The organism is Nitrospirota bacterium (genome assembly GCA_040757335.1).
Lineage (GTDB): Bacteria > Nitrospirota > Nitrospiria > 2-01-FULL-66-17 > 2-01-FULL-66-17 > JBFLXB01.
The window spans coordinates 19430-38829 of sequence record JBFLXB010000009.1 but is presented as its reverse complement, the minus strand read 5'-3'; the positions used below and the strand labels follow the sequence as shown (position 1 = coordinate 38829).

Below are 19400 nucleotides of genomic sequence, written 5' to 3'. Positions count from 1 at the left end.
TCGCGCTATCTGCGCTTATGCCGCATCTTCTTGCGCAGTTTTTTGTATTTGTGCTTGCGCATCTTCTTGCGGCGTTTCTTGACGACTCGTGACATGCAGTATCCCCGCTTTGGGTGGCGATGTGGAGGGGCATTGTAGGGCGATTGTGTGTGGGAATGCAAGCGGACGGAGCGGCTTGACCGCTGGGGACGGCGTTCCTATAATGCGGCGATGCCCTGCTGGGGTCGGACGGCTCTCCTGGTGATGTCGGCCTTGTACGCCTGTTCAAGCGCTCCGAAGCTGTCCGACGACGGACGGTTGGTGCGCGACGTGGCGGCATTGGTCGCCGAACTCGAGCGCGCCTACGAACACCGCGACGGCGCCGCGCTGATGTCCGGAGTGGCGACCCAGTTTCCCGATCGCGAGACCCTGCAGCGGACGGCCCAAGCCGCCTTCGACCAATTCGATCGGATCGACCTGGCATTGACCATCGAGCGCATTCATCTCGAGGGACAGACTGCGACGGTGTCTCTTCATTGGGACGCGCAGTGGCGGGCGGCCGGGAGCGCCCCGATCGCCCGGCAAGGCACCGCGCGCTTCTTGGTCGAAACCGATGTCCGCCCCGTCCTCACCGCGGTGCTGGGCGACAATCCGTTCGTCGCCAGTCCCTCCGTTCCTCCGTAACCCGCGCTTCGGTGCTTCCCTCGTCAACTGAGGTCGTGATTGTAGGCGGAGGCGTGGCAGGCCTCAGGGCCGCGGTCGAGGCCGCGCGCACACGCCGAGTCGTGCTGTTGAACAAAGAGCGGGGGAACAAGAGCAACAGCGCATACGCGCAAGGCGGCATCGCCGTGGCGCTGGAAGGCCGCGCGGAACGCGACGCCCATTTTGCCGACACCATGCGCACGGGCCGTGGCCTGTGCCGGCCCGAGGCGGTGCGTATCCTGGTCGACGAGGGGCCGCGACGTGTTCGCGAGTTGATCCGTTGGGGGGTGGAGTTCGATCGGGAGGGCCGCGGGTTTGCCAAGGCGCACGAGGGGGCTCACACCCGACGCCGGATCCTCCGGGCCGGGGGCGACCGAATCGGAATGGAAATCACCACCGTCCTACTCCGACTCGTCGAGTCGAACCCTCGGATTACGATGGCAGCGGGCGTTTTCTCGGTCGACCTGTGCCTGAAGGATGGACGCTGCGTTGGAGTGTGGGTTTTGGACCGAGGTCGCCTGCGTCTCGTCCGGGCTGGAGCCGTGATCCTCGCGACGGGCGGGATCGGGCAGGCGTACCTGCGAACCACCAATCCACCGGTGGCGACCGGTGACGGCGTGGCGATGGCGTACCGCGCCGGCGCCGTGTTGGCGGATCTGGAATTCGTGCAGTTTCATCCCACCGCCCTCGCGCTGAAGGGTGCGCCGGCGTTCCTCCTCTCGGAAGCGATGCGCGGTGAGGGCGCGGTGCTGCGCAACACGGCGGGAGAAGCCTTCATGGAGCGCTACGATGCCCGACGGGAGCTGGCACCCCGGGACGTGGTCGCACGGGCAATTTGGCGGGAGATGGCCGCATCCGGCGACGATCACGTGCTGCTGGACGTGACCACGCTCCCACGCCGGTGGCTCCTGGAGCGCTTTCCGCTGATTGCCAAGACGTGTCGACACTACGGCGTGGACATCGCCTCGACGCCGATCCCGGTCGCCCCGGCCGCTCACTTCATGATCGGCGGGGTCAAAACCGACGTATACGGGGCCACCAATCTGCCCGGTCTGTACGCGGTGGGTGAAACCGCGTGCACCGGTGTGCACGGGGCCAACCGTTTAGCGAGCAATTCATTGCTCGAAGGGCTGGTCTTCGGCTCGCGAACCGGGCGGGCTGCGGCCGCCAGCGCCCGGCTCGCAGGACTGCGGGGCGCCGAGCCGCCGGAGGCCAAGGAGGCCGGAACGGCTTCGGACGCGACGGCACTCAAGGCGGTCCGCGCGACTATCCGGCGGCTGATGTGGGATGGTGTGGGCATCGAACGCACCGGTTCGTCGATCCGTCGAGCTCTCGACGGCCTAGCGCAGGAAGGCTGGCTTCACCGCGCGGCCTTCGCGTCCCGAGAGGGAATCGAGGCGCAAAACCTCTTGCTTGTGGCCACGGTGGTGGCGAAGGCTGCGCTCGCGCGACGCGGTAGTGTGGGGTGTCATTTCCGCGGCGATTACCCGCAGAAGGGAACGCATTGGCGGCGGCACGTGACCGTGATCGGGGGCCCAGCCCGGCGAACGCCCACGGTGCGTTCAGGGTGAGGCTTGGTTGGACGGTCGTCACGCGCGTCCCGGGGCGCGCCGTCGGTTACCGAGTTGGCGTCGGAGGAGTGGTGGTGTAGTGCACGGCGTCGCCCGTCTGGACCCGATAGATCGCCGGGTCCACCTGGGGCATGGTGCGGAGATAGCCCTTCTGGAACTTGAGGACGCGATTGACGTAGGTGCGGGTTGCCTTGATCGGCGGAATGCCGTTGTGCCGATCCACGGTTTGTTCGCCGGCGTGATACGCGGCGAGTGCGAGCGCGGTATCCCCGTTGAATCGATCGAGCAAGTAGCGAAGGTACTGAACCCCCCCGCGCACGTTCTCTTCCGGGTCGAACGGGTTTGCCACCGCGAGGTCTTGGGCGGTCCCCGGCATGAGTTGCATGAGCCCCAAGGCGCCAGCCGATGACACGGCTCTTGGATCGTAGTCTGACTCGGCCCTCACCACGGCTCGCACCAGGGCCGGATCCATCCGATACTTGAGTGCAGTGTCGTCAATCAGGCGGTAATAACGGGTCCGATCGCGTTTCGCGGTCGATCGCAGCGCCGTAAATCCCACGTCCGAGCGAATCTTATACGGACGGTAACCGCGCTCCACCGGCACGTTGGAGTAGTGGACCGACCCATCAGGAGCCATGTAACGAAAGATTTCCGCGCGACCCTCGCCAGGGAGAACGAGACCGGTCCACGCCAGCGCGGCTACGACCGCCAGGGCTGTTGCGGGGTTCATGGCTCCAAAAGGTAGCACAGGGGTAGGACAGCCGTCAAAAACCTGAGATTCCAGGCGGCATCCATATATTGACAACTATCAAGTCATATTATATAAACGTTACAGTTAATATTATCTGAGTTATATTTCGAACATCTGGGGAGATGCCATGCGTTGGGAGCCATTTAAGGACCTGTTGTCCCTACAGGATCGGATGAATCGGCTGTTCGAGGAATCGCTGGCCCGTGGAACAGCGAGGCAACCCGAGGAACGGCCGTCCCAATGGAGCCCCTCCGTTGATATCCTGGAAACCGAGGGCGAGATTATCTTGCTCGCAGAGGTGCCGGGGGTGGATCTCGAGAATATCGAACTTCAGATCCGCGACAACGTGCTCACGCTGAGAGGTGAGCGGACGTTTGAAAACACGCTCAAGAAAGAACACTATTTTCGGATCGAGCGGGCTTACGGCAGCTTCAGCCGGTCATTCACCTTGCCGTCCACCATCCACCAAGAACACGTGCAGGCGCGTCTGAAGGACGGCATTCTCGAAGTGCGAATGCCCAAGCGATCTCAAGGTTCAAGCCGGGCGATCGCGGTCGAGGTGAAATGACAAGGGTGTCCTGGGGATGAACGAGGACTCGAGCCAGCCCGTCTTTCATATCGGCAGCGTTGCCGCGATCGCCTCGGTGCACCCTCAGATGTTGCGACTGTATGAACGTCAAGGACTCTTGAAGCCGTCCCGAAGCCTGGGGCGAACCAGGCTGTACTCCGAGCAAGATGTCGAGCGGGTGAAGCTGATCGTACACTTAACTCGTAATGAAGGGGTCAATCTGGCGGGTGTGGCCAAGATTCTGGAATTGGACGACAACATCCGAGAGGTCGAATCCGTCATCCGACGGTGGATGCAAGAGTGGTCTGCGCGTGTGGAACGCGAGCTGGCCACGCGACACGAATCCCTGGAGGCCGCCCGTCATCCGCCGGCGCGCGCGATCACGGTGCCGATCCGACGGGGTTGACTCGGGGCAACGAACACAGAGAACCGTGACGAAAAGGTAGAGCGATGAGACTGGATCGACTGACCGTTAAAGCCCAGGAAGCCTTACAGGCGGCCCAACGAAGCGCCGAGAGCCGCGGGCATCAGCAAGTCGACGCCGAGCACCTGGCACTGGCCCTCGCGGCGCAGGACGACGGCGTGGTGCCTCCGCTCTTGAAGAAGATCGGCGTGGACGTGGGACGGGTTCGCCGTGACTTGGAGCAAGCTCTCGATCGGTTGCCCAACGTGACCGGGGGCGGGGGGCAGCTGTTCGCCGGGCCGAGGCTTCAGGAGGCGATCACCAAGGCCGAGCAGGAGGCCGAGCGGCTCAAGGACGACTATGTCAGCACCGAACACTTGCTGACCGCGCTCCTCGACGCCGGTGGCACGATCGGCACCCTGCTGAAGGGGGCGGGGGTCACCAGGGACCGGCTCTTGGCCGCGCTCACGGAAATTCGGGGCACCCAGCGGGTGACCGACCAGAATCCCGAGGACAAGTATCAAGCGCTGGCGCGGTACAGCCGAGACCTGACGGATCTCGCCCGCAAGGGCAAGCTGGATCCGGTAATCGGCCGCGACGAGGAGATCCGCCGCGTGATTCAGGTGTTGTCGCGGCGAAGCAAGAACAACCCCGTGTTGATCGGGGAGCCGGGCGTGGGCAAGACCGCCATTGCCGAGGGCCTCGCCCAGCGGATTGCGCACGGGGACGTGCCCGAGGGCCTCAAAAACAAACGGGTCATGAGCCTCGACATGGGCGCCTTGATCGCGGGGGCCAAGTATCGCGGGGAGTTCGAGGACCGGCTCAAGGCCGTGCTCAAAGAGGTGACGGCCGCCGAGGGCGACGTCATCCTGTTCATCGACGAGCTGCACACGCTGGTAGGGGCGGGCGCGGCCGAGGGAGCGATGGACGCGTCGAACATGCTCAAGCCCGCCCTGGCGCGCGGAGAGTTGCGCTGCGTGGGTGCCACGACGCTCGACGAGTACCGCAAGCACATCGAAAAGGACGCGGCGCTGGAGCGCCGATTCCAGCCGGTACTGGTCACCGAACCGAGCGTCGAGACCACGATCTCGATCCTCCGTGGATTGAAGGGCCGCTACGAGTTGCACCACGGCGTCAGGATTCGCGACGCCGCGCTGGTCTCCGCGGCCATTTTGTCGCATCGCTACATCACCGACCGGTTCTTGCCGGACAAGGCGATCGATCTCATCGACGAGGCGGCGTCCCGTCTTCGCATTGAAATCGACAGCCTTCCGACCGAACTCGACGAGGTCGAGCGCAAGATCCGGCAGCTCGAGATCGAGCGCGAAGCGGTGAAGAAAGAGCGGGACGAGGCGTCTCGGGAGCGATTGGAGCGGATCGAGAAGGACCTGGCGTCCTTGGGCGAAGAGAAAAATCGGCTCACCGCCCAGTGGCAGACCGAGAAAGCCTCCATCGGATCGCTCCGCGCTTTGAAAGCCGAGATCGAGAAAGCCACGGAAGACGCCGAACGCGCCGAGCGCGCGGGCGACCTTGGTCGCGCGGCCGAACTGCGCTACGGTCGCCTGATCGACCTCAACAAACGCCTGGAGGCCGAACAGGTTCGTCTCAAGGATGTCCACTCCACCACGCGCCTGCTCAAAGAGGAGGTGGACGAGGAGGACATCGCCGAAATCGTGGCGAAGTGGACCGGGATTCCCGTCTCACGGCTGTTGGAGGGAGAGATTCAGAAACTCGTGCACATGGAGGAACGTCTGCGCGAGCGCGTGGTCGGCCAGGACGAGGCCGTGGTCGCGGTCTCCAACGCGATTCGACGAGCCCGTTCCGGGATTGCGGATCCCAATCGCCCGATGGGATCGTTCATCTTTCTCGGTCCGACCGGCGTCGGTAAGACCGAACTCGCTAAGACCTTGGCGCAATTTCTGTTTGACCAGGAGCAGGCGCTGATCCGGATCGACATGTCCGAGTACATGGAAAAACACGCCGTGGCCCGCTTGATCGGCGCGCCCCCAGGATACGTGGGGTACGAAGAGGGCGGCCAGCTCACCGAGGCGGTCAGGCGGAGACCCTACGCCGTGCTGTTGTTGGACGAGATCGAAAAAGCGCACCCGGATGTGTTCAACGTGTTGCTCCAACTCCTGGATGACGGGCGGCTGACGGACGGGCAGGGGCGGACGGTTGACTTCAAGAACAGCGTGGTGATCATGACGTCCAACGCCGGGAGTCAGTTCATCCAAGAGCTGGCTCACGACGAAACCGAAATGCGCAGCCAGGTCATGGCGGCGCTGCGCGCCCAGTTCCGGCCGGAGTTCCTGAACCGGGTCGACGACATCATCATCTTCCACCCGCTGAGAGCCGAACAGATCGGGAAAATCGTGGAGATCCAGCTCGCGGCGGTGGCAAAGCGGCTGGAGGAGCGCCACATCAGGCTGGAACTCACCGACGGGGCGAAAGCCGTGCTCGCGATGGAGGGATACGACCCGGTTTACGGCGCCCGCCCGCTCAAGCGAGTCATTCAGCGCGACCTCCTGAATCCGCTGTCGCTGAGATTGTTGGAGGGCGAGTTCCGGGACGGGGACGTGATCCGCGTGGATGTTCGCGAGGGCGGGTTGGAATTCGTGAAATCCGGCGTTGCCCAGCCGGCCTCGTAACGTCGCTAGAAGCGGTACGCGCCCGACTTCGTTGATTTTTGAGCGTGATCGGTCCTATCATCGGAACATGTCGAGAGCTCGGACGGTGTTCGTTTGCCAGTCGTGCGGGGGCCAGCACCCCAAATGGCTCGGACGCTGCGCCGAGTGCGGAACCTGGAACAGTCTGGTCGAGGAACCCCACACCGGGATCGCGGCGATGAGCGGAAGCGGCTCCTCCGCCGCGCCGCTCCGACTGGCCGACGTGCCGGTCGACGCCGCCGAGGCCAGGTCTCCGACCGGCATGGCGGAGCTGGATCGCGTCCTGGGCGGAGGACTGGTAGCCGGCGCGGTGACGTTGATCGGCGGCGACCCCGGCATCGGCAAATCGACGTTACTCCTCCAGCTCGCCGACCGGTTGGCGCGGACCGGTCAACGCGTCTTATACGTTTCCGGTGAAGAGTCCGCTCGCCAGATCCGCCTGCGCGCGGAACGAATCGGCGTGACGGGCGACTCGGTGTGGCTGTTGGCGGAGACGTCGCTCGACCGGGCGATCGAAGCCGCGATCACCCACGCTCCCCGCGCGCTCATCGTGGATTCCGTGCAAACGCTGCGCAGCGAGACGCTGGAGTCTTCCGCAGGGAGCGTGGGTCAAGTGCGTGAAGTGGCGAGCCGGCTCATGGTCCTTGCCAAACAAACCGGGACCGCGACGTTTCTGGTCGGTCATGTCACGAAAGACGGGGCGATTGCCGGCCCTCGGGTCCTGGAACACATCGTCGACACGGTGCTGCACTTCGAAGGCGAGAAGAGCCATCCCTATCGGATCCTGCGTACGGTGAAAAACCGGTTCGGCTCCACGCAAGAAGTCGGGGTGTTTGAAATGAAGGGGTATGGGTTGTCCGAGGTGGCCAATCCCTCGGAACTCTTCCTCTCGGAGCGTTCCCACGGCACATCCGGTTCAGCGATTCTGGCCAGCGCCGAGGGGACGCGGCCCATTCTGGTCGAGTTGCAGGCGCTCGTCACGTATCCCGCGGCGGGGACGCCGCGACGAACAGCCAACGGGGTCGATCCCGCTCGGCTGGGGCTGCTGCTGGCCGTGCTCGAAAAACGCGTGGGATTGGGAGTGGGCGGGCAGGACGTGTTCGTGAATGTGGCCGGAGGCTTGTCGCTGGACGAACCCGCCGCCGACCTGGCTGTGGCGGCCGCGGTGGCTTCGAGTTGGACAGACCGCGCCATCGATCCCAAGACCGTGATTTTCGGCGAGATCGGGCTCGCGGGCGAAATCCGGGCGGTGCCCCAGGCGGATATTCGCCTTCGCGAGGCCGCGGCTTTGGGGTTTGCGCGCTGCGTGGTTCCGGCTCGGAACGCGGAACGGGCCGCGGCCTCCGGGGTCGCCGTCGTTGGGGTCGAAGACGTCCATCACGCACTCGAAGCGCTTGGCATCCGCTGACCGCGGCGTGGCGGGTCGCGCCGCGGATGATCGGCCGAGCGGCTGCTGGCCGGGGTTGGCCGTGGCGCTCTGGGCCGTCCTCGTCGCGGGGTGCGCCGCCCATCGGCCGGCGGTCGAGGCCGACGTCCTTCCCAAGCGCGACGCCACGCTCTCCGAACTCGAACGCATGCTCGCCGAACGATCGGAGGTCGAGGCCTATCGTGCCCTGGTCACCTTTCAGGCCTCGCGCGGCGGCCGGTCGGGCAGCGTGAAGGGGACGGTGCGGTACACGCCGCCGAAGACGTTCGAAGTCCACGGTCTCGACCCGTTGGGGCGGGATCTGTTCGTGCTCAGCGCGGAGGGCGAGCACGTGACGCTGCGACGAGACGACGCCGCGCCCGCCCTGGTGGGGGCGGACCTCATTGAGAGCGGTCTGGCTCCGTGGGTGGGACCGATCCGCGTCGCCGACGTGCTGCTGGTATTGGGGGCCAGCCATGGCGTGGCGGTGGATCCTCTCGAGGTCGTCGCGCTCGAGCGCGGGGAGGAGCGCTACACCCTTTATGTGTTGGTCGTTGACGGCGGGCGAGCGCGTCTGGAACGCAAGATCCTGTTCGAGCGCACGCGGTTTCTGCCGGTGAGCGAGGAATGGTTCGACTCCGACGGTTCGCGCCGAATACGCGTCGAGTTCGATCGCTATCGCGAGGTGCGCGGAACGTGGCGGCCGTTTCTCGTGAGCGCGCTGAGCGAGTCCGGCTCGTTGCGTATCGAATTTCACGAACTGGCAGTCGATCCATCGTAGCGTGGGGATGAGGCTTCTGGCGATCGATGCCGCGCTCGACGACGCGAGCGCGGCGGTGTGGGAGGGCGAGGGTGAGCCGGCGCTCGGGTCGGTCAGCGAGGTGGTGTGCACCGAGCGGGCCACGGCGTCGCGCGAGTTGTTGCCCGCGATCGACCGGTTGCTCGGGCTGCGGGGCTGGTCGACGTCGGACCTCGACGGCGTGGTGCTGACGCTCGGTCCCGGCTCGTTCACCGGCTTGCGTATCGGCGTGAGTTTGGTGAAGGGACTGCGGTCCGCGTGTCCGGTGCGGGTCGCAGCGGTGGGGACGCTGGATGCGATCGCCGTGGCGTCGGGCCGGTCGGGCCACGTGGCGGCCGTGCTGGATGCTCGCCGCGGCGAGGTGTACGCTCGGCTCTTTCGCTGCGACGACGGCGGGGCCGAACCGCTCGGCGACGAGGCGGTGACCACGCCTGACGCATGGGCCGCGTCGTTGCCGGGGGGCGCAGCCCTGTCCTGCGTCGGACCAGGCGCGGCACGCCATGCCGATGTCCTGAAAACCGCCCTGGGATCCCGTGTGAGCGTCGCCCCGGGACCCCTGATGACGGCCGCGGCTGCGGCGCTGCATCTGGGAGCCCGCCTCTTGGCTTCCGGGCGGGACACGCCGGTGGAGGCGTTGCTTCCGCGATATGTCAGGCGGTCGACCGCGGAGGCGAATCTGGAGCGCGGCGTGCTGGGGAGCCGTCGACGGCGCATGCTCGGCTGGGATCCGGCGCGTGGTCGGACCTAGCCCCGAGGTGGAGAACCGACCCGGTCGTCGGGCCGAGGAGCCGTCGGTCGGTCGCATTCGTCCCATGACGCTCCCAGACCTCGATGTCGTGCTCGCGATCGAGCGGGCGTCGTTCGCGCAGCCGTGGACCGAGGACATGTTCCGGGCGGAACTGACCGAGAACCCGTCCGCGCGGTTTTTCGTGGCCGTAGCCGGGGGCGATATCGTCGGCTACATCGGAGGGTGGTTCGTGGTGGACGAGCTGCAGGTGGTCAGCCTCGCCGTGCGGCCGGACGCCAGACGACGCCGGGTGGCCAGCCGTCTCCTGGCGCATCTCTTCGACCACGCGGGGGCCCCGGTGCGCCGAGCGTCCCTGGAAGTGCGGCGGTCGAATCGGGCCGCGATCGCGATGTATGAGCGGTTCGGGTTTCGACCGGCCGGCGTGCGCCGGGGGTATTATGACGAGCCCAAGGAGGACGCGGTGTTGATGGAGCGGGTCGTGTGACGCGGTACGCTCAAGAACAGGAGGGAGCGCGATGCGCGATGACGACGTCAGTTGGATCGAACACCTCCGCAAGACCAATCGAGAATACGTTGACCTCGAACGGCGACACCTTGAGTTGGAACGAGAACTCGGGGACTTGGTCAAACGTCGCGTGTTGACCACCGACGAAGAAGTCAGGAAAAAGAACGTCCAGAAAGAAAAACTCGCCACGAAGGATCGCATGAACGACATTTTGCGACATACCCGGCACGCCCGCATGGCGTCCTGACACGATCGGGTCTGCGTCGTATGTTCGGTATCGGCTTTCCAGAACTGATCGTGATCCTCCTGCTGGCCCTGATCGTCCTGGGGCCGCAGCGGTTGCCGGAACTCGCGCGCACGCTGGGGCGCGGGTTCGCCATGCTCAAACGCGCCGCGGACGACGCACAGGCCCAGGTGCAGGACGAACTGCGAGCGGTGGAAGACACCATGGAGCCGAAGTCCACCTCGGGGCCGAGGTCCGCCTCCCCCCAGTCGCCGGATCGATCGACCGATGGTTGAGGACAGGACCGGGGGGGCGATGCCGCTGCTCGATCATCTCGTCGAGTTGCGGAAGCGCCTGATCATCAGCGCGGTCGCGGTGCTGGTCGCGGCCGTCGGCGCGTTTTCATTTTCCGACGAGATCCTCGGCTGGTTGGTGTCTTCGCTCGACCAAGAGCTGGTGTTTCTGTCCCCGACCGAAGCCTTTTGGGTCTCGTTGAAAATTTCGCTCGTCGCGGGTCTGCTCATCGCGTTGCCGCTCGTGTTCTATCAAGCGTGGCGGTTCATTGCTCCCGGCCTGTACCGATCGGAGCGCCGCTACGCCGCGGGGTTCGTGATCACCTCGTGCGCGTTTTTCGCCGCGGGGCTCGCGTTCTGCGCGTTCGTGGCGCTGCCCTTCGCACTGAAGTTCCTGATCGCATTCGGCGTGGAGCGCGGTATCAGACCGATGATCTCGGCGCGGATGTACGTGGATTTCGCGTTGAAGTTTTACTTGGCGTTCGGCGTGATCTTCGAGGTGCCGCTCGGCGTCACGCTGGCCAGCCGGATGGGCCTGGTCACGCCGGCGGCGTTGGCCCGCAACCGGCGCTACGCGTTCCTGGTCAACGCCATCCTGGCCGCGGTGCTCACGCCGACCTCCGACCTGTTCAACATGGCGCTCATGTTGGTGCCGCTCACCGTGCTCTATGAAGTCGGCATCATCGGGGCACGCATCTTCGGACGCCGGAGGTCTGCGCCCGAAGCCGCCGCGGCCGAGGTGTAGTCCCTTGCCCGAGTTGCCCGAGGTTGAATCCATCACTCGGCGTTTGCGACCAGCAGTCATCGGCCGCACGATCGACTCCGTCGAAGTCCTCCGCCGGGACATCTGGTCCGGGCCGTTGACCGCCGATGAACTGCCGGGCCGCACGACAGTTCGTCTGCTCCGCCACGGCAAATCCATGCTGTTCGAGTTGGAACCATCGCTGTGGCTTGGCGTTCGCCTGGGCATGACGGGCCAGTTGCTGGTCGCTCCTCGTAACACGCCGCGTCCGCCGCACACCCACGTGGTGGTGACGTTTGCCGGCGAACCGCTGGAGCTCCGATACCGGGACCCACGGCGGTTCGGCGCCTGGCGCGTCGCCAAGTCGCTTGTCGAGTTCGACCTGGCTCCGGATGCTTTGACCCTGCGTCGGGCGACGTGGGAGCGGATCGTCGGGACGCGGAGCGGGATGCTCCGTCCGCTGTTGATGAATCAACACATCATCGCGGGCTTGGGCAACATCTACACGAACGAAGCCCTGTTCGCCGCGCGACTACACCCTCGCCAGGAGGCGTCGGATCTCAATGACGCGCAGCGCGAGGCGCTTTACCGCGCCATCAAATCCACGCTGAAAGAAGGTATTCGGTGGGGTGGGTCAACGATCCGTGACTACCGCACCCCAGATGGGGCGAGCGGCCGGTTTCAAGAGCGCTTTCGCGTGTACGACCGCGCGGGGCTGCCCTGCAAGCGCCGCTGCGGCGCCCGCATCCAGAAATTGCCCGCCGCCAAAGACGCCCAGCCCGGGTTTTTCTGCCCCCGCTGTCAGCGGGTGGGGGTAGCTAGCCGCCAGTCACGTTGAAGGCTCTCCCGCCGATCGAGCGCCCGCGCGGGAGCACGGTGATCGCGGAGTCGGCCTTGCCCACGACGCTCTGTTTCGGGAGCACGTTGAAGCGATCCGCGATCACCCGACGCAGGTGCGAGCCCTCGCCGACGATCGACCCATCGAGAATGACCGAGTCCTCGATGCGGCAGCCTGCGTCGATCCGCACGTTGCGCCCGATCACGGATCTTGTGATCTCCGCGTCCACGATCTGGCTGCCCTGGCCGATCATGGCGGCATCGACCCGAGTGCGAACCAGGCTCGCGGCCGGGCCGTCGTAGCTGTCGGTCATGATCGGCCACGCCGCGTTGCGCAAATCAAAACGCGGCCGCTCGCCCAACAGATCCATGTGCGCCTGCCAATAGGCGTCGATCGTGCCCACGTCACGCCAGTACCCGTGCTCCTCGTAGGCTTGGAGATCCGGGATTTCGTTGGCGAGAAAGTTGTACGCCACCACGCGGTGTTCACCGACCATACGCGGGATAATGTCGCGTCCGAAGTCGTGTGAGCCCCCGTGCATGGAGTCTTGGTTGAGGATGTCCACGAGGGCATCGGCCGCGAACAGGTAGTTGCCCATCGACGCGTACGCCCGCGTGGGGTCCCCGGGCATGGGTTTGGGCCGCCTGGGTTTTTCGTCGAATCCCATGATCCGATCTTCCTCGTTGACCTCGATCACTCCGAACGAGGAGGCGGCTGCCAATGGCACCGGCAGCGCCGCGACCGTGATCTGGGCCTTATGCGCAAGGTGGAAATCCACCATCTGGCGGATGTCCATGCGATAGATGTGGTCCGCGCCGAACACGGCGACCAGGTCGGGCGCGAAGTCGTGAATCAAGTTGATGTTCTGATACACCGCATCCGCCGTGCCCTCGTACACCATGGCGCCGGTCTTCATCTGGGGCGGCACCACGGTGATGAAGTTTTGGTGAATCCGTCCGCCGATCCGCCACCCCCGCCGTAAGTGCTCGATGAGCGACTGCGAACGGTACTGCACCAGCGCGTAGATGGCCATCACGTCGGAGTTGACGAAGTTGCTGAGCACGAAATCGATGATGCGGTACTTGCCGCCGAAAGGCACGGCGGGCTTGGTACGGAAATCGGTAAGAGGAGCCAACCGTTCGCCGCGACCGCCGGCCATGATCATGGCAAGGATGCGGGGCTGAACAGTGCGGGGCACTGCGGAGTCCTCCTGCGAACGCGTGGCCACTGGGAGAAACCGTCTAGAGGCTCTACTTTGCTCCGACGAGGGCCGCTCTGTCAACCGCCGGTTGGGAGTATGCTGGCCCCTAGCGTCAGACGATCTCGATCGCTTCTTCGGTCACCTTTCCCTCCACGATCCGGTACGCCCGCAGCTCGGGCTTGTCGCGCTGTTGCAACGACACGAGGAGGTAGTACGGCTCCGGGTCGTAGGCCAGGCGAATGTCGCTTTGCGAGGGGCGGGCGGGGGTTTCGGGGTGGGAGTGGTAGATGGCGACCAGACTCAGGTTGTTGTGGCGCATGTTCTTGAAGGCCCAGAACTGCTCCTTGGGCGCCATTTCGAAAAACACCCTGGGCGTGGCGTGGACATTTTGGATCCGGTAGAGGTGTGACGGCGCATCAGGGGGCCCCGCCAGCAGACCGCAGCACTCTTCGGGATACGTCTCCTCGGCGTGGGCGATCATGGCCGCGACCAGGGCCTTGGGGATCTTCACGCGTGCGGCGCGCCGGCGGGCGGCAGGGTGCAGGACTGCTCGTAATCCAGCAGAGTCGTGATCGTGGGATTCGGCCCGCAGAGCGCGCAGTGCGGGTTCTTGCGCGTCTTGAGGGTACGAAACGTCATGTCCAGCGCGTCGTACATGACCAAGCCCTGGGCCAGCGACTCGCCCACGCCCAGAATCTCCTTGAGCGTTTCCGCGGCTTGGAGAATTCCGATGGTCCCGGCCAACACACCCAGCACACCGGCCTCCTGGCACGACGGGACCAATCCCGGGGGAGGAGGTTCCGGGTACAGGCAGCGGTAGCAGGGCGTGCCGTTGTGCGCTCTGATGACCGCGACCTGCCCCTCGAAGCGGAAGATGCTGCCCGACACCAGGGTTTTTTTCTGAAAGAAACAGGCGTCGTTGATCAGGAACCGGGTGGGGAAGTTGTCGGACCCGTCGAGCACGATGTCGTAGTCGCGGATCAGGTCCATGACGTTGGCGGACGAGATGCGGTCCTGATACAGATTGATTTTGATGTCGGGGTTCAACGCCGCGAGCGTCTGGCGAGCGGATTCCACCTTGGGCACTCCCACGCGGTCCGTGGTGTGCAAGATTTGTCGCTGCAGATTCGACAGGTCAACGGTATCGGCGTCGATGAGGCCGAGCGTGCCCACGCCCGCGGCCGCCAGGTAGAGCGCCGACGGCGATCCCAGGCCTCCTGCGCCGACCAGGAACACCTTGGCATTGGCGATTTTCTGCTGTCCCTTGCCGCCGACCTCTTTGAGGATCAAGTGCCGGCTGTACCGTTCGATCTGTGAGTCGGTGAGTGCCATGGGCCGCGTCTGCTCCGTGTCGGTTACTCGACGATGTTGCGTTCGATGGGGTCGACCTTCACCCCCTTGGCTTTGAGTCCGGCGATGGCGCGTTCGATCTCGGCCGCGTCCCCGGTCAACTCCACGTCCATCCATCCGGTTTTCGCGGTCACGTCGGCGCGCCGGATATTGGTGATGACTTTGTATTCGTGGCTGATCTGATAAATGACGGGGTCCTTGATTTTGGTTTCCGGGAACGTGATGTGGACCTTGAGGCTCGCCATGGTTAGATCCGCCCGCCCGCGATGGCGGGGACGATCGACACGTGGTCGCCGTCTTTGAGCGGCGTGTTCTGGTTGGTCAGGAACCGGATGTCTTCGTCGTTGACGTAGATGTTGACGAAGCGCCGGACCGCGCCCGTTTCGTCACACAAGCGCTCGCGCATGCCCGGATACGAGGACTCCAGCGCGCTGATCAACCCGCCGATCGAGTCCGCTTTGGCCTCGACCTCGCTCGCGCCCCCGGTGAGCTTACGCAGCGGTGACGGGATGCGGACCATTACGGCCATCTCAAGGCTCCTTCAATCGGAATCGTCGCTGGAATTTCTCCAGCGTGGGTTCGATGTACACGGCCTCGCCCAACGTGCCGGCAACGGCTTCCTGCGTCTTGAGCCCGTTGCCCGTGATGTAAGCCACGGTCACGTCGCGTCGTCCGATCGCGCCCTGTTCCACCAGCTTCTTGAGGACGCCGATGGTCACCCCGCCCGCGGTCTCGGCAAAAACGCCTTCGGTTTTGGCCAACAGGTGGATGCCTTCGACGATTTCGTCGTCCGTCACGCTCGTGATCACGCCGTTGGTTTCCCGTGCGGTTTTGAGCGCGTAATACCCGTCCGCCGGGTTGCCGATGGCCAATGACTTGGCCAACGTCTTGGGCTTGACCGGCTTGATGAAGTCGCGGCCTTCTGAAAACGCCGCGGCCACCGGCGAGCACCCGGTCGCCTGCGCGCCGTTGACCTTGGTCTTGACGCCCGAGATGAGCCCCACGCGCTCGAACTCCTTGAGCCCTTTCCAGATCTTGGTCAACAGCGAGCCCGATGCAATGGGGACCACGACTTGGTCCGGGGCGCGCCATCCGAGCTGTTCCGCGGTCTCGAACGCCAGGGTCTTGGAGCCTTCGGCGTAGTAGGGCCGGATATTGATGTTCACGAACGCCCACCGGTACTCTCCCGCGATCTCGCTGCACAGACGGTTCACGTCGTCATAGGTTCCTTCCACCGCCACCACGGTGGGATGATAAATCAAGTTGCCCAACACCTTGGCGGACTCCAGGTCCGATGGGATGAAGACGAAGCACCGCAGCCCGGCTTGCGCGGCGTGGGCGGACACGGAATTCGCGAGGTTGCCGGTCGAGGCGCAGGCCACGGTGTCAAAACCGAACTCCCGCGCGCGGGTAAGGGCCACCGCCACCACGCGGTCCTTGAAGGACAGGGTGGGGTGGTTGACCGTGTCGTTTTTCAGGTACAGCTCGTTCAGTCCCAGCGCTTGGCCGAGCCGATGTGCGCGGATCATGGGCGTGAACCCGCCGTGCAACCCGACCGTGGCCTCTTTTTCGACCGGGAGCAGATCGATATACCGCCACAAGCTCTTGGGCCCAGCCGTGATGGTCTCGCGGGAAACCGACGCGGCGATCGCCTCGTAGTCGTAGTCGACCTCCAACGGACCGAAGCAAAACTCGCAGACGTGGAGCGGGTCCGGCTGGTACTGCTTGCCGCACTCGCGGCACTTGAGCCCCTTGATCTTGTCCATGGCGTTCGCCAGTCGACGGGTTACGCCGTCCGGCAGACCTCCTGCTCGTAGTCCACGAGCTCGGTAATGGTCGGCTGGTCGCTGCACACCGGGCAGTGGGGGTTCTTGCGTAACGGGACGTTCCGAAACCGCGTGGTGAGCGCGTCGTAGGTGAGCAAACGATCGGTGAGCGGCTGCCCCACGCCCAAAATCAGTTTGAGCGCTTCGGTCGCCTGGATCGTCCCGATGACGCCCGCCAGCGCGCCCAGCACACCGGCTTCTTGGCAGGAGGGCACCAACCCTGCCGGCGGCGGGGCTTTGAACAGACACCGGTAACACGCCGATTTGCCCGGGAGGATCGTGAGCACCTGCCCGATGAAGCGTAAGATCCCGCCGTGGACCAACGGTTTCTGGGCCAACACCGCGGTATCGTTGATCAGAAACTTGGCCGGGAAATTATCGGTGCCATCGATGATCAAGTCGAAGTCCTTGACCAGATCGAGGGCGTTCTTGGCCGTGAGCCGATCGTGGATCGGGACCACCGACACGTCGGGATTGAGCGCCGCGATCTTTTCGCGCGCCGACTGGATCTTGGGGCGGGCGATGTCGGGCGTGTGGTGGATGACTTGGCGTTGCAGATTGGAGAGATCCACCACGTCGCCGTCGATGATGCCGATCGTGCCCACTCCGGCCGCTGCCAGGTACAACGCGGCGGGCGATCCCAGCCCGCCCGCGCCCACGATGAACACCTTGGCGTTCGCGATCTTCTTTTGTCCCTTGCCCCCCACCTCCGGCAGCAGGATGTGTCGGCTGTAGCGTTTGATCTGATCCTCGTTCATCGCCATCTGCGGTGTTCCTCGTCTTTGCCCTTACGCGGTTCCGAAGTATCGCTCGATGCTGAAATAGCGCTCTCCCCGGTCCGGTAAGACCGTGACCACGCGCCGTCCCTTGCCGAGCCTGCGCGCCACTTGCCGCGCGGCAACGACGTTGGCGCCGGAGGAGATTCCCACCAAGAGACCTTCGCGCTCGGCCAAACCCTTCTTGGCGCGATACGCGTCGTCGTCCGTTACCGTAATAATCTCATCCACGACCGCTCTATTCAAGACCTTTGGAATGAAGCCCGCCCCAATGCCCTGAATCTTGTGCGGGCCGGGGGGCCCGCCGGACAACACCGCCGAGGCGGCCGGCTCAACCGCCACGATCCGCACCGAGGGGTTCTGGGCCTTGAGGACCTCCCCGACGCCCGTGATCGTGCCCCCGGTTCCCACGCCCGCCACAAACGCGTCGACCCGTCCGTCGGTGGCGGACAAGATCTCGGGCCCGGTCGTCCGTCGGTGCACCTCCGGGTTGGCGGGGTTGGCGAACTGATCCGGCATGAAATAGTCCGAGTGTCGCGCCAACAATGCGCGCGCCTCGTCAATGGCGCCGGCCATGCCCAGTTGTGCCTTGGTCAACACGACCTCGGCCCCGAATGCCTTTAAGATCTCGCTCCGCTCCCGCGACATGCTTTCCGGCATGAGCAGCACGAGTCGGTACCCCCGCACCGCGGCGATGAGCGCCAGGCCGATTCCGGTATTTCCGCTGGTGGGCTCGACGATGGTGGAGCCCGGCTTGAGCCGTCCGTCGCGCTCGGCGGCCAGGATCATGTTGAGGCAGATGCGATCCTTGACGCTCCCTCCAGGATTTGCTGCTTCAACCTTAGCGTAAATCTCGGCCCAGCCGTCGTCGCTGAGGAGCCGCACCAACGGCGTGTCGCCGATCAGCGCGGTCGCGTCGGCGGCCGCTTTCACCCGCCCCCGCCCATGTAATAGAGGAACTCGAGTGCGTCGCCCTCCTTGAGCGTGGTCGTGGCGAACTCTTCTTTTTCGAGAATCTTGAGGTTGTGCTCGACCGAGACCATCTGGGGCTCGATGTTGCGCGCTTTGAGCAGATCCAGGACCGTGGTTTGCTGGATCTCTTCGATCTTGCCGTTCAGTTTGACCTTCATCGCGATCCTTTGTGGTCGTGAGTGGAGGTTCGGCGTGTGACGCCGCAGACCGCGGGCAGGGCACACGGTGTGCATCCGGCTCCGGAACCGCGAGATCAACACCTAAAAGGATTCCATTTGTAGCAAATGGTGGAAAAACGTGTCAAGCGGGGATCGTAAGCCGGGGATCGAAGGCCGTTGGCGGGAAACCCCCGCTGGTCGGTGTTTTTTCGCTTGACCTCGCAGGGCCAATTGCGCTACGTTCCAACCCACAAAGTGGGGCATAGTGGGATAAAGTAGGAGTTGAGACCACGTGTTTCTCAGCCGGTACCACCACACCATCGACGCCAAAGGGCGACTCAGTATTCCGGGAAAATATCGCGACGCCCTCGCGCAACGGGCTACCGAGGTGCTGATCGTGACCAAAGACCAGGAACAGTGCCTCGCGATTTTGCCGCTCGATGAGTGGAAACGGCGGGCCGCCAAGATCCAGGCCATTCCCGATACGGCGCGGGTCAGCAAAGACTATCGACGATTCTTTCACGGTGATGCGGTGGATTGCACGCTCGACGGGCAAGGTCGAATCTTGATTCCTCCCGAGCTTCGCCAATACGCAGGTCTGGACCGCGACGTCATGCTGGTGGGACTTCACGACTACTTCGAGGCGTGGTCGCTGGTTCGGTGGCAAGCCAAATCCGCGCAACTGGCGCGTGATCTCGATCAGATCGTCGGGGCGGTTACCGGCTACGGCGTGTAGGAGAGGAGCCTGTCCATGAGCGGCCATCTGCGGCGTTGCCGCTGCGCATCCGGTGCTCACGTACCGACCTCGTACGCTCCGCTCCGGTGCTCGCGGCGCCTTGCATCTGGCGCGCTCCTGAACAGGCTCCAATCTCAGATAATGCGATTGGTTCTCCACTAACTATCTATGGAAGCGGAGCGGCAGGA

Annotated in this window: 25 protein-coding genes; 14 read left to right on the top strand and 11 right to left on the bottom strand. The window is 64.5% G+C overall.

Translation table 11 applies throughout. From position 1 onward, the window contains the following. Window positions 1–5 precede the first annotated feature (5 nt). Entirely contained in the window at window positions 6–95 is a 90-nt protein-coding gene (locus tag AB1451_06770; protein ID MEW6682612.1) for an AURKAIP1/COX24 domain-containing protein, read from the bottom strand. Between the two features lie 148 nt (window positions 96–243). Here AB1451_06770 and AB1451_06765 point away from each other — a divergent pair, with 148 nt between their 5' ends. Both AB1451_06765 and nadB read left to right on the top strand, forming a co-directional pair. After that, a complete protein-coding gene (locus tag AB1451_06765) occupies window positions 244–663 on the top strand; it encodes a hypothetical protein (protein ID MEW6682611.1) in 420 nt (139 codons plus the stop codon). A gap of 11 nt (window positions 664–674) precedes the next feature. Further along, a complete protein-coding gene (nadB, locus tag AB1451_06760; GenBank protein MEW6682610.1) occupies window positions 675–2252 on the top strand; it encodes an L-aspartate oxidase in 1578 nt (525 codons plus the stop codon). 46 nt (window positions 2253–2298) lie between these two features. Here nadB and AB1451_06755 read toward each other — a convergent pair whose 3' ends face one another. Further along, window positions 2299–2982 carry a lytic transglycosylase domain-containing protein gene (locus tag AB1451_06755; protein MEW6682609.1) on the bottom strand — a complete coding sequence of 228 codons (684 nt, stop codon included), beginning with the start codon at window positions 2980–2982 and terminating at the stop codon, window positions 2299–2301. A 148-nt stretch (window positions 2983–3130) separates the two neighbouring features. Here AB1451_06755 and AB1451_06750 point away from each other — a divergent pair, with 148 nt between their 5' ends. From AB1451_06750 to mutM, 11 genes are all read left to right on the top strand, one after another. Then, window positions 3131–3571 (top strand): Hsp20/alpha crystallin family protein, encoded by a 441-nt coding sequence (locus AB1451_06750; protein ID MEW6682608.1) that lies wholly within the window; start codon window positions 3131–3133, stop codon window positions 3569–3571. Between the two features lie 16 nt (window positions 3572–3587). After that, a complete protein-coding gene (locus AB1451_06745) occupies window positions 3588–3977 on the top strand; it encodes a MerR family transcriptional regulator (GenBank protein ID MEW6682607.1) in 390 nt (129 codons plus the stop codon). A gap of 44 nt (window positions 3978–4021) precedes the next feature. Beyond that, entirely contained in the window at window positions 4022–6622 is a 2601-nt protein-coding gene (gene clpB, locus AB1451_06740) for an ATP-dependent chaperone ClpB (GenBank protein ID MEW6682606.1), read from the top strand. A gap of 67 nt (window positions 6623–6689) precedes the next feature. Next, on the top strand, window positions 6690–8048 hold the full coding sequence (gene radA / locus AB1451_06735; GenBank protein MEW6682605.1) for a DNA repair protein RadA: 1359 nt from the start codon (window positions 6690–6692) through the stop codon (window positions 8046–8048). Then, window positions 8035–8826: a hypothetical protein gene (locus AB1451_06730; protein ID MEW6682604.1), complete on the top strand. Its 792-nt coding sequence runs from the start codon at window positions 8035–8037 to the stop codon at window positions 8824–8826. The genes radA and AB1451_06730 overlap by 14 nt, the downstream gene beginning before the upstream one ends. Before the next feature lie 7 nt (window positions 8827–8833). Further along, complete coding sequence (gene tsaB, locus AB1451_06725; protein MEW6682603.1) at window positions 8834–9592, top strand: tRNA (adenosine(37)-N6)-threonylcarbamoyltransferase complex dimerization subunit type 1 TsaB; 759 nt, start codon at window positions 8834–8836, stop codon at window positions 9590–9592. After that, the gene (gene rimI, locus AB1451_06720; GenBank protein ID MEW6682602.1) at window positions 9579–10076 is read left to right on the top strand and encodes a ribosomal protein S18-alanine N-acetyltransferase; all 498 of its coding nucleotides are present in this window, start codon (window positions 9579–9581) and stop codon (window positions 10074–10076) included. The genes tsaB and rimI overlap by 14 nt, the downstream gene beginning before the upstream one ends. A gap of 31 nt (window positions 10077–10107) precedes the next feature. After that, on the top strand, window positions 10108–10344 hold the full coding sequence (locus AB1451_06715) for a DUF465 domain-containing protein (GenBank protein MEW6682601.1): 237 nt from the start codon (window positions 10108–10110) through the stop codon (window positions 10342–10344). 20 nt (window positions 10345–10364) lie between these two features. After that, the gene (gene tatB, locus AB1451_06710) at window positions 10365–10616 is read left to right on the top strand and encodes a Sec-independent protein translocase protein TatB (protein ID MEW6682600.1); all 252 of its coding nucleotides are present in this window, start codon (window positions 10365–10367) and stop codon (window positions 10614–10616) included. Continuing rightward, the gene (tatC, locus tag AB1451_06705; protein MEW6682599.1) at window positions 10609–11358 is read left to right on the top strand and encodes a twin-arginine translocase subunit TatC; all 750 of its coding nucleotides are present in this window, start codon (window positions 10609–10611) and stop codon (window positions 11356–11358) included. Before tatB ends, tatC begins: the two co-directional genes overlap by 8 nt. A 4-nt stretch (window positions 11359–11362) precedes the next feature. Further along, the gene (gene mutM / locus AB1451_06700) at window positions 11363–12193 is read left to right on the top strand and encodes a bifunctional DNA-formamidopyrimidine glycosylase/DNA-(apurinic or apyrimidinic site) lyase (GenBank protein ID MEW6682598.1); all 831 of its coding nucleotides are present in this window, start codon (window positions 11363–11365) and stop codon (window positions 12191–12193) included. Here mutM and glgC read toward each other — a convergent pair. From glgC to thiS, 9 genes are all read right to left on the bottom strand, one after another. Then, window positions 12174–13391 (bottom strand): glucose-1-phosphate adenylyltransferase, encoded by a 1218-nt coding sequence (glgC, locus tag AB1451_06695; protein MEW6682597.1) that lies wholly within the window; start codon window positions 13389–13391, stop codon window positions 12174–12176. The genes mutM and glgC overlap by 20 nt on opposite strands. Window positions 13392–13506: 115 nt before the next feature. Next, window positions 13507–13905 (bottom strand): M67 family metallopeptidase, encoded by a 399-nt coding sequence (locus AB1451_06690; protein MEW6682596.1) that lies wholly within the window; start codon window positions 13903–13905, stop codon window positions 13507–13509. Then, the gene (gene moeB / locus AB1451_06685) at window positions 13902–14726 is read right to left on the bottom strand and encodes a molybdopterin-synthase adenylyltransferase MoeB (protein MEW6682595.1); all 825 of its coding nucleotides are present in this window, start codon (window positions 14724–14726) and stop codon (window positions 13902–13904) included. Before moeB (AB1451_06685) ends, AB1451_06690 begins: the two co-directional genes overlap by 4 nt. A 23-nt stretch (window positions 14727–14749) precedes the next feature. Further along, window positions 14750–14989, bottom strand: a complete 240-nt coding sequence (locus AB1451_06680; protein MEW6682594.1) for an NIL domain-containing protein — start codon at window positions 14987–14989, stop codon at window positions 14750–14752. 2 nt (window positions 14990–14991) lie between these two features. Further along, complete coding sequence (locus AB1451_06675) at window positions 14992–15273, bottom strand: MoaD/ThiS family protein (protein MEW6682593.1); 282 nt, start codon at window positions 15271–15273, stop codon at window positions 14992–14994. 1 nt (window position 15274) lies between these two features. Then, the gene (gene thrC, locus AB1451_06670) at window positions 15275–16510 is read right to left on the bottom strand and encodes a threonine synthase (protein ID MEW6682592.1); all 1236 of its coding nucleotides are present in this window, start codon (window positions 16508–16510) and stop codon (window positions 15275–15277) included. Window positions 16511–16530: 20 nt separating this feature from the next. After that, window positions 16531–17334 (bottom strand): molybdopterin-synthase adenylyltransferase MoeB, encoded by an 804-nt coding sequence (gene moeB / locus AB1451_06665; protein MEW6682591.1) that lies wholly within the window; start codon window positions 17332–17334, stop codon window positions 16531–16533. Window positions 17335–17358: 24 nt separating this feature from the next. After that, entirely contained in the window at window positions 17359–18279 is a 921-nt protein-coding gene (cysK, locus tag AB1451_06660) for a cysteine synthase A (protein ID MEW6682590.1), read from the bottom strand. Continuing rightward, window positions 18276–18476 carry a sulfur carrier protein ThiS gene (gene thiS / locus AB1451_06655; GenBank protein MEW6682589.1) on the bottom strand — a complete coding sequence of 67 codons (201 nt, stop codon included), beginning with the start codon at window positions 18474–18476 and terminating at the stop codon, window positions 18276–18278. The genes cysK and thiS overlap by 4 nt, the downstream gene beginning before the upstream one ends. Window positions 18477–18768: 292 nt before the next feature. Here thiS and mraZ point away from each other — a divergent pair, with 292 nt between their 5' ends. Beyond that, entirely contained in the window at window positions 18769–19212 is a 444-nt protein-coding gene (gene mraZ / locus AB1451_06650) for a division/cell wall cluster transcriptional repressor MraZ (protein MEW6682588.1), read from the top strand. Window positions 19213–19400 lie beyond the last annotated feature (188 nt).

Excerpts from the sequence above, each read along its gene's own strand:
- AB1451_06770 (MEW6682612.1), bottom strand. The coding sequence starts at position 95 with ATGTCACGAGTCGTCAAGAAACGCCGCAAGAAGATGCGCAAGCACAAA.
- clpB (MEW6682606.1), top strand. The coding sequence starts at position 4,022 with ATGAGACTGGATCGACTGACCGTTAAAGCCCAGGAAGCCTTACAGGCG.
- tatC (MEW6682599.1), top strand. The coding sequence starts at position 10,609 with ATGGTTGAGGACAGGACCGGGGGGGCGATGCCGCTGCTCGATCATCTC.
- AB1451_06750 (MEW6682608.1), top strand. The coding sequence starts at position 3,131 with ATGCGTTGGGAGCCATTTAAGGACCTGTTGTCCCTACAGGATCGGATG.
- AB1451_06715 (MEW6682601.1), top strand. The coding sequence starts at position 10,108 with ATGCGCGATGACGACGTCAGTTGGATCGAACACCTCCGCAAGACCAAT.
- radA (MEW6682605.1), top strand. The coding sequence starts at position 6,690 with ATGTCGAGAGCTCGGACGGTGTTCGTTTGCCAGTCGTGCGGGGGCCAG.
- tatB (MEW6682600.1), top strand. The coding sequence starts at position 10,365 with ATGTTCGGTATCGGCTTTCCAGAACTGATCGTGATCCTCCTGCTGGCC.
- AB1451_06745 (MEW6682607.1), top strand. The coding sequence starts at position 3,588 with ATGAACGAGGACTCGAGCCAGCCCGTCTTTCATATCGGCAGCGTTGCC.
- thiS (MEW6682589.1), bottom strand. The coding sequence starts at position 18,476 with ATGAAGGTCAAACTGAACGGCAAGATCGAAGAGATCCAGCAAACCACG.
- thrC (MEW6682592.1), bottom strand. The coding sequence starts at position 16,510 with ATGGACAAGATCAAGGGGCTCAAGTGCCGCGAGTGCGGCAAGCAGTAC.
- AB1451_06675 (MEW6682593.1), bottom strand. The coding sequence starts at position 15,273 with ATGGCCGTAATGGTCCGCATCCCGTCACCGCTGCGTAAGCTCACCGGG.
- AB1451_06755 (MEW6682609.1), bottom strand. The coding sequence starts at position 2,982 with ATGAACCCCGCAACAGCCCTGGCGGTCGTAGCCGCGCTGGCGTGGACC.
- AB1451_06765 (MEW6682611.1), top strand. The coding sequence starts at position 244 with ATGTCGGCCTTGTACGCCTGTTCAAGCGCTCCGAAGCTGTCCGACGAC.
- tsaB (MEW6682603.1), top strand. The coding sequence starts at position 8,834 with ATGAGGCTTCTGGCGATCGATGCCGCGCTCGACGACGCGAGCGCGGCG.
- AB1451_06680 (MEW6682594.1), bottom strand. The coding sequence starts at position 14,989 with ATGGCGAGCCTCAAGGTCCACATCACGTTCCCGGAAACCAAAATCAAG.
- moeB (MEW6682595.1), bottom strand. The coding sequence starts at position 14,726 with ATGGCACTCACCGACTCACAGATCGAACGGTACAGCCGGCACTTGATC.
- moeB (MEW6682591.1), bottom strand. The coding sequence starts at position 17,334 with ATGGCGATGAACGAGGATCAGATCAAACGCTACAGCCGACACATCCTG.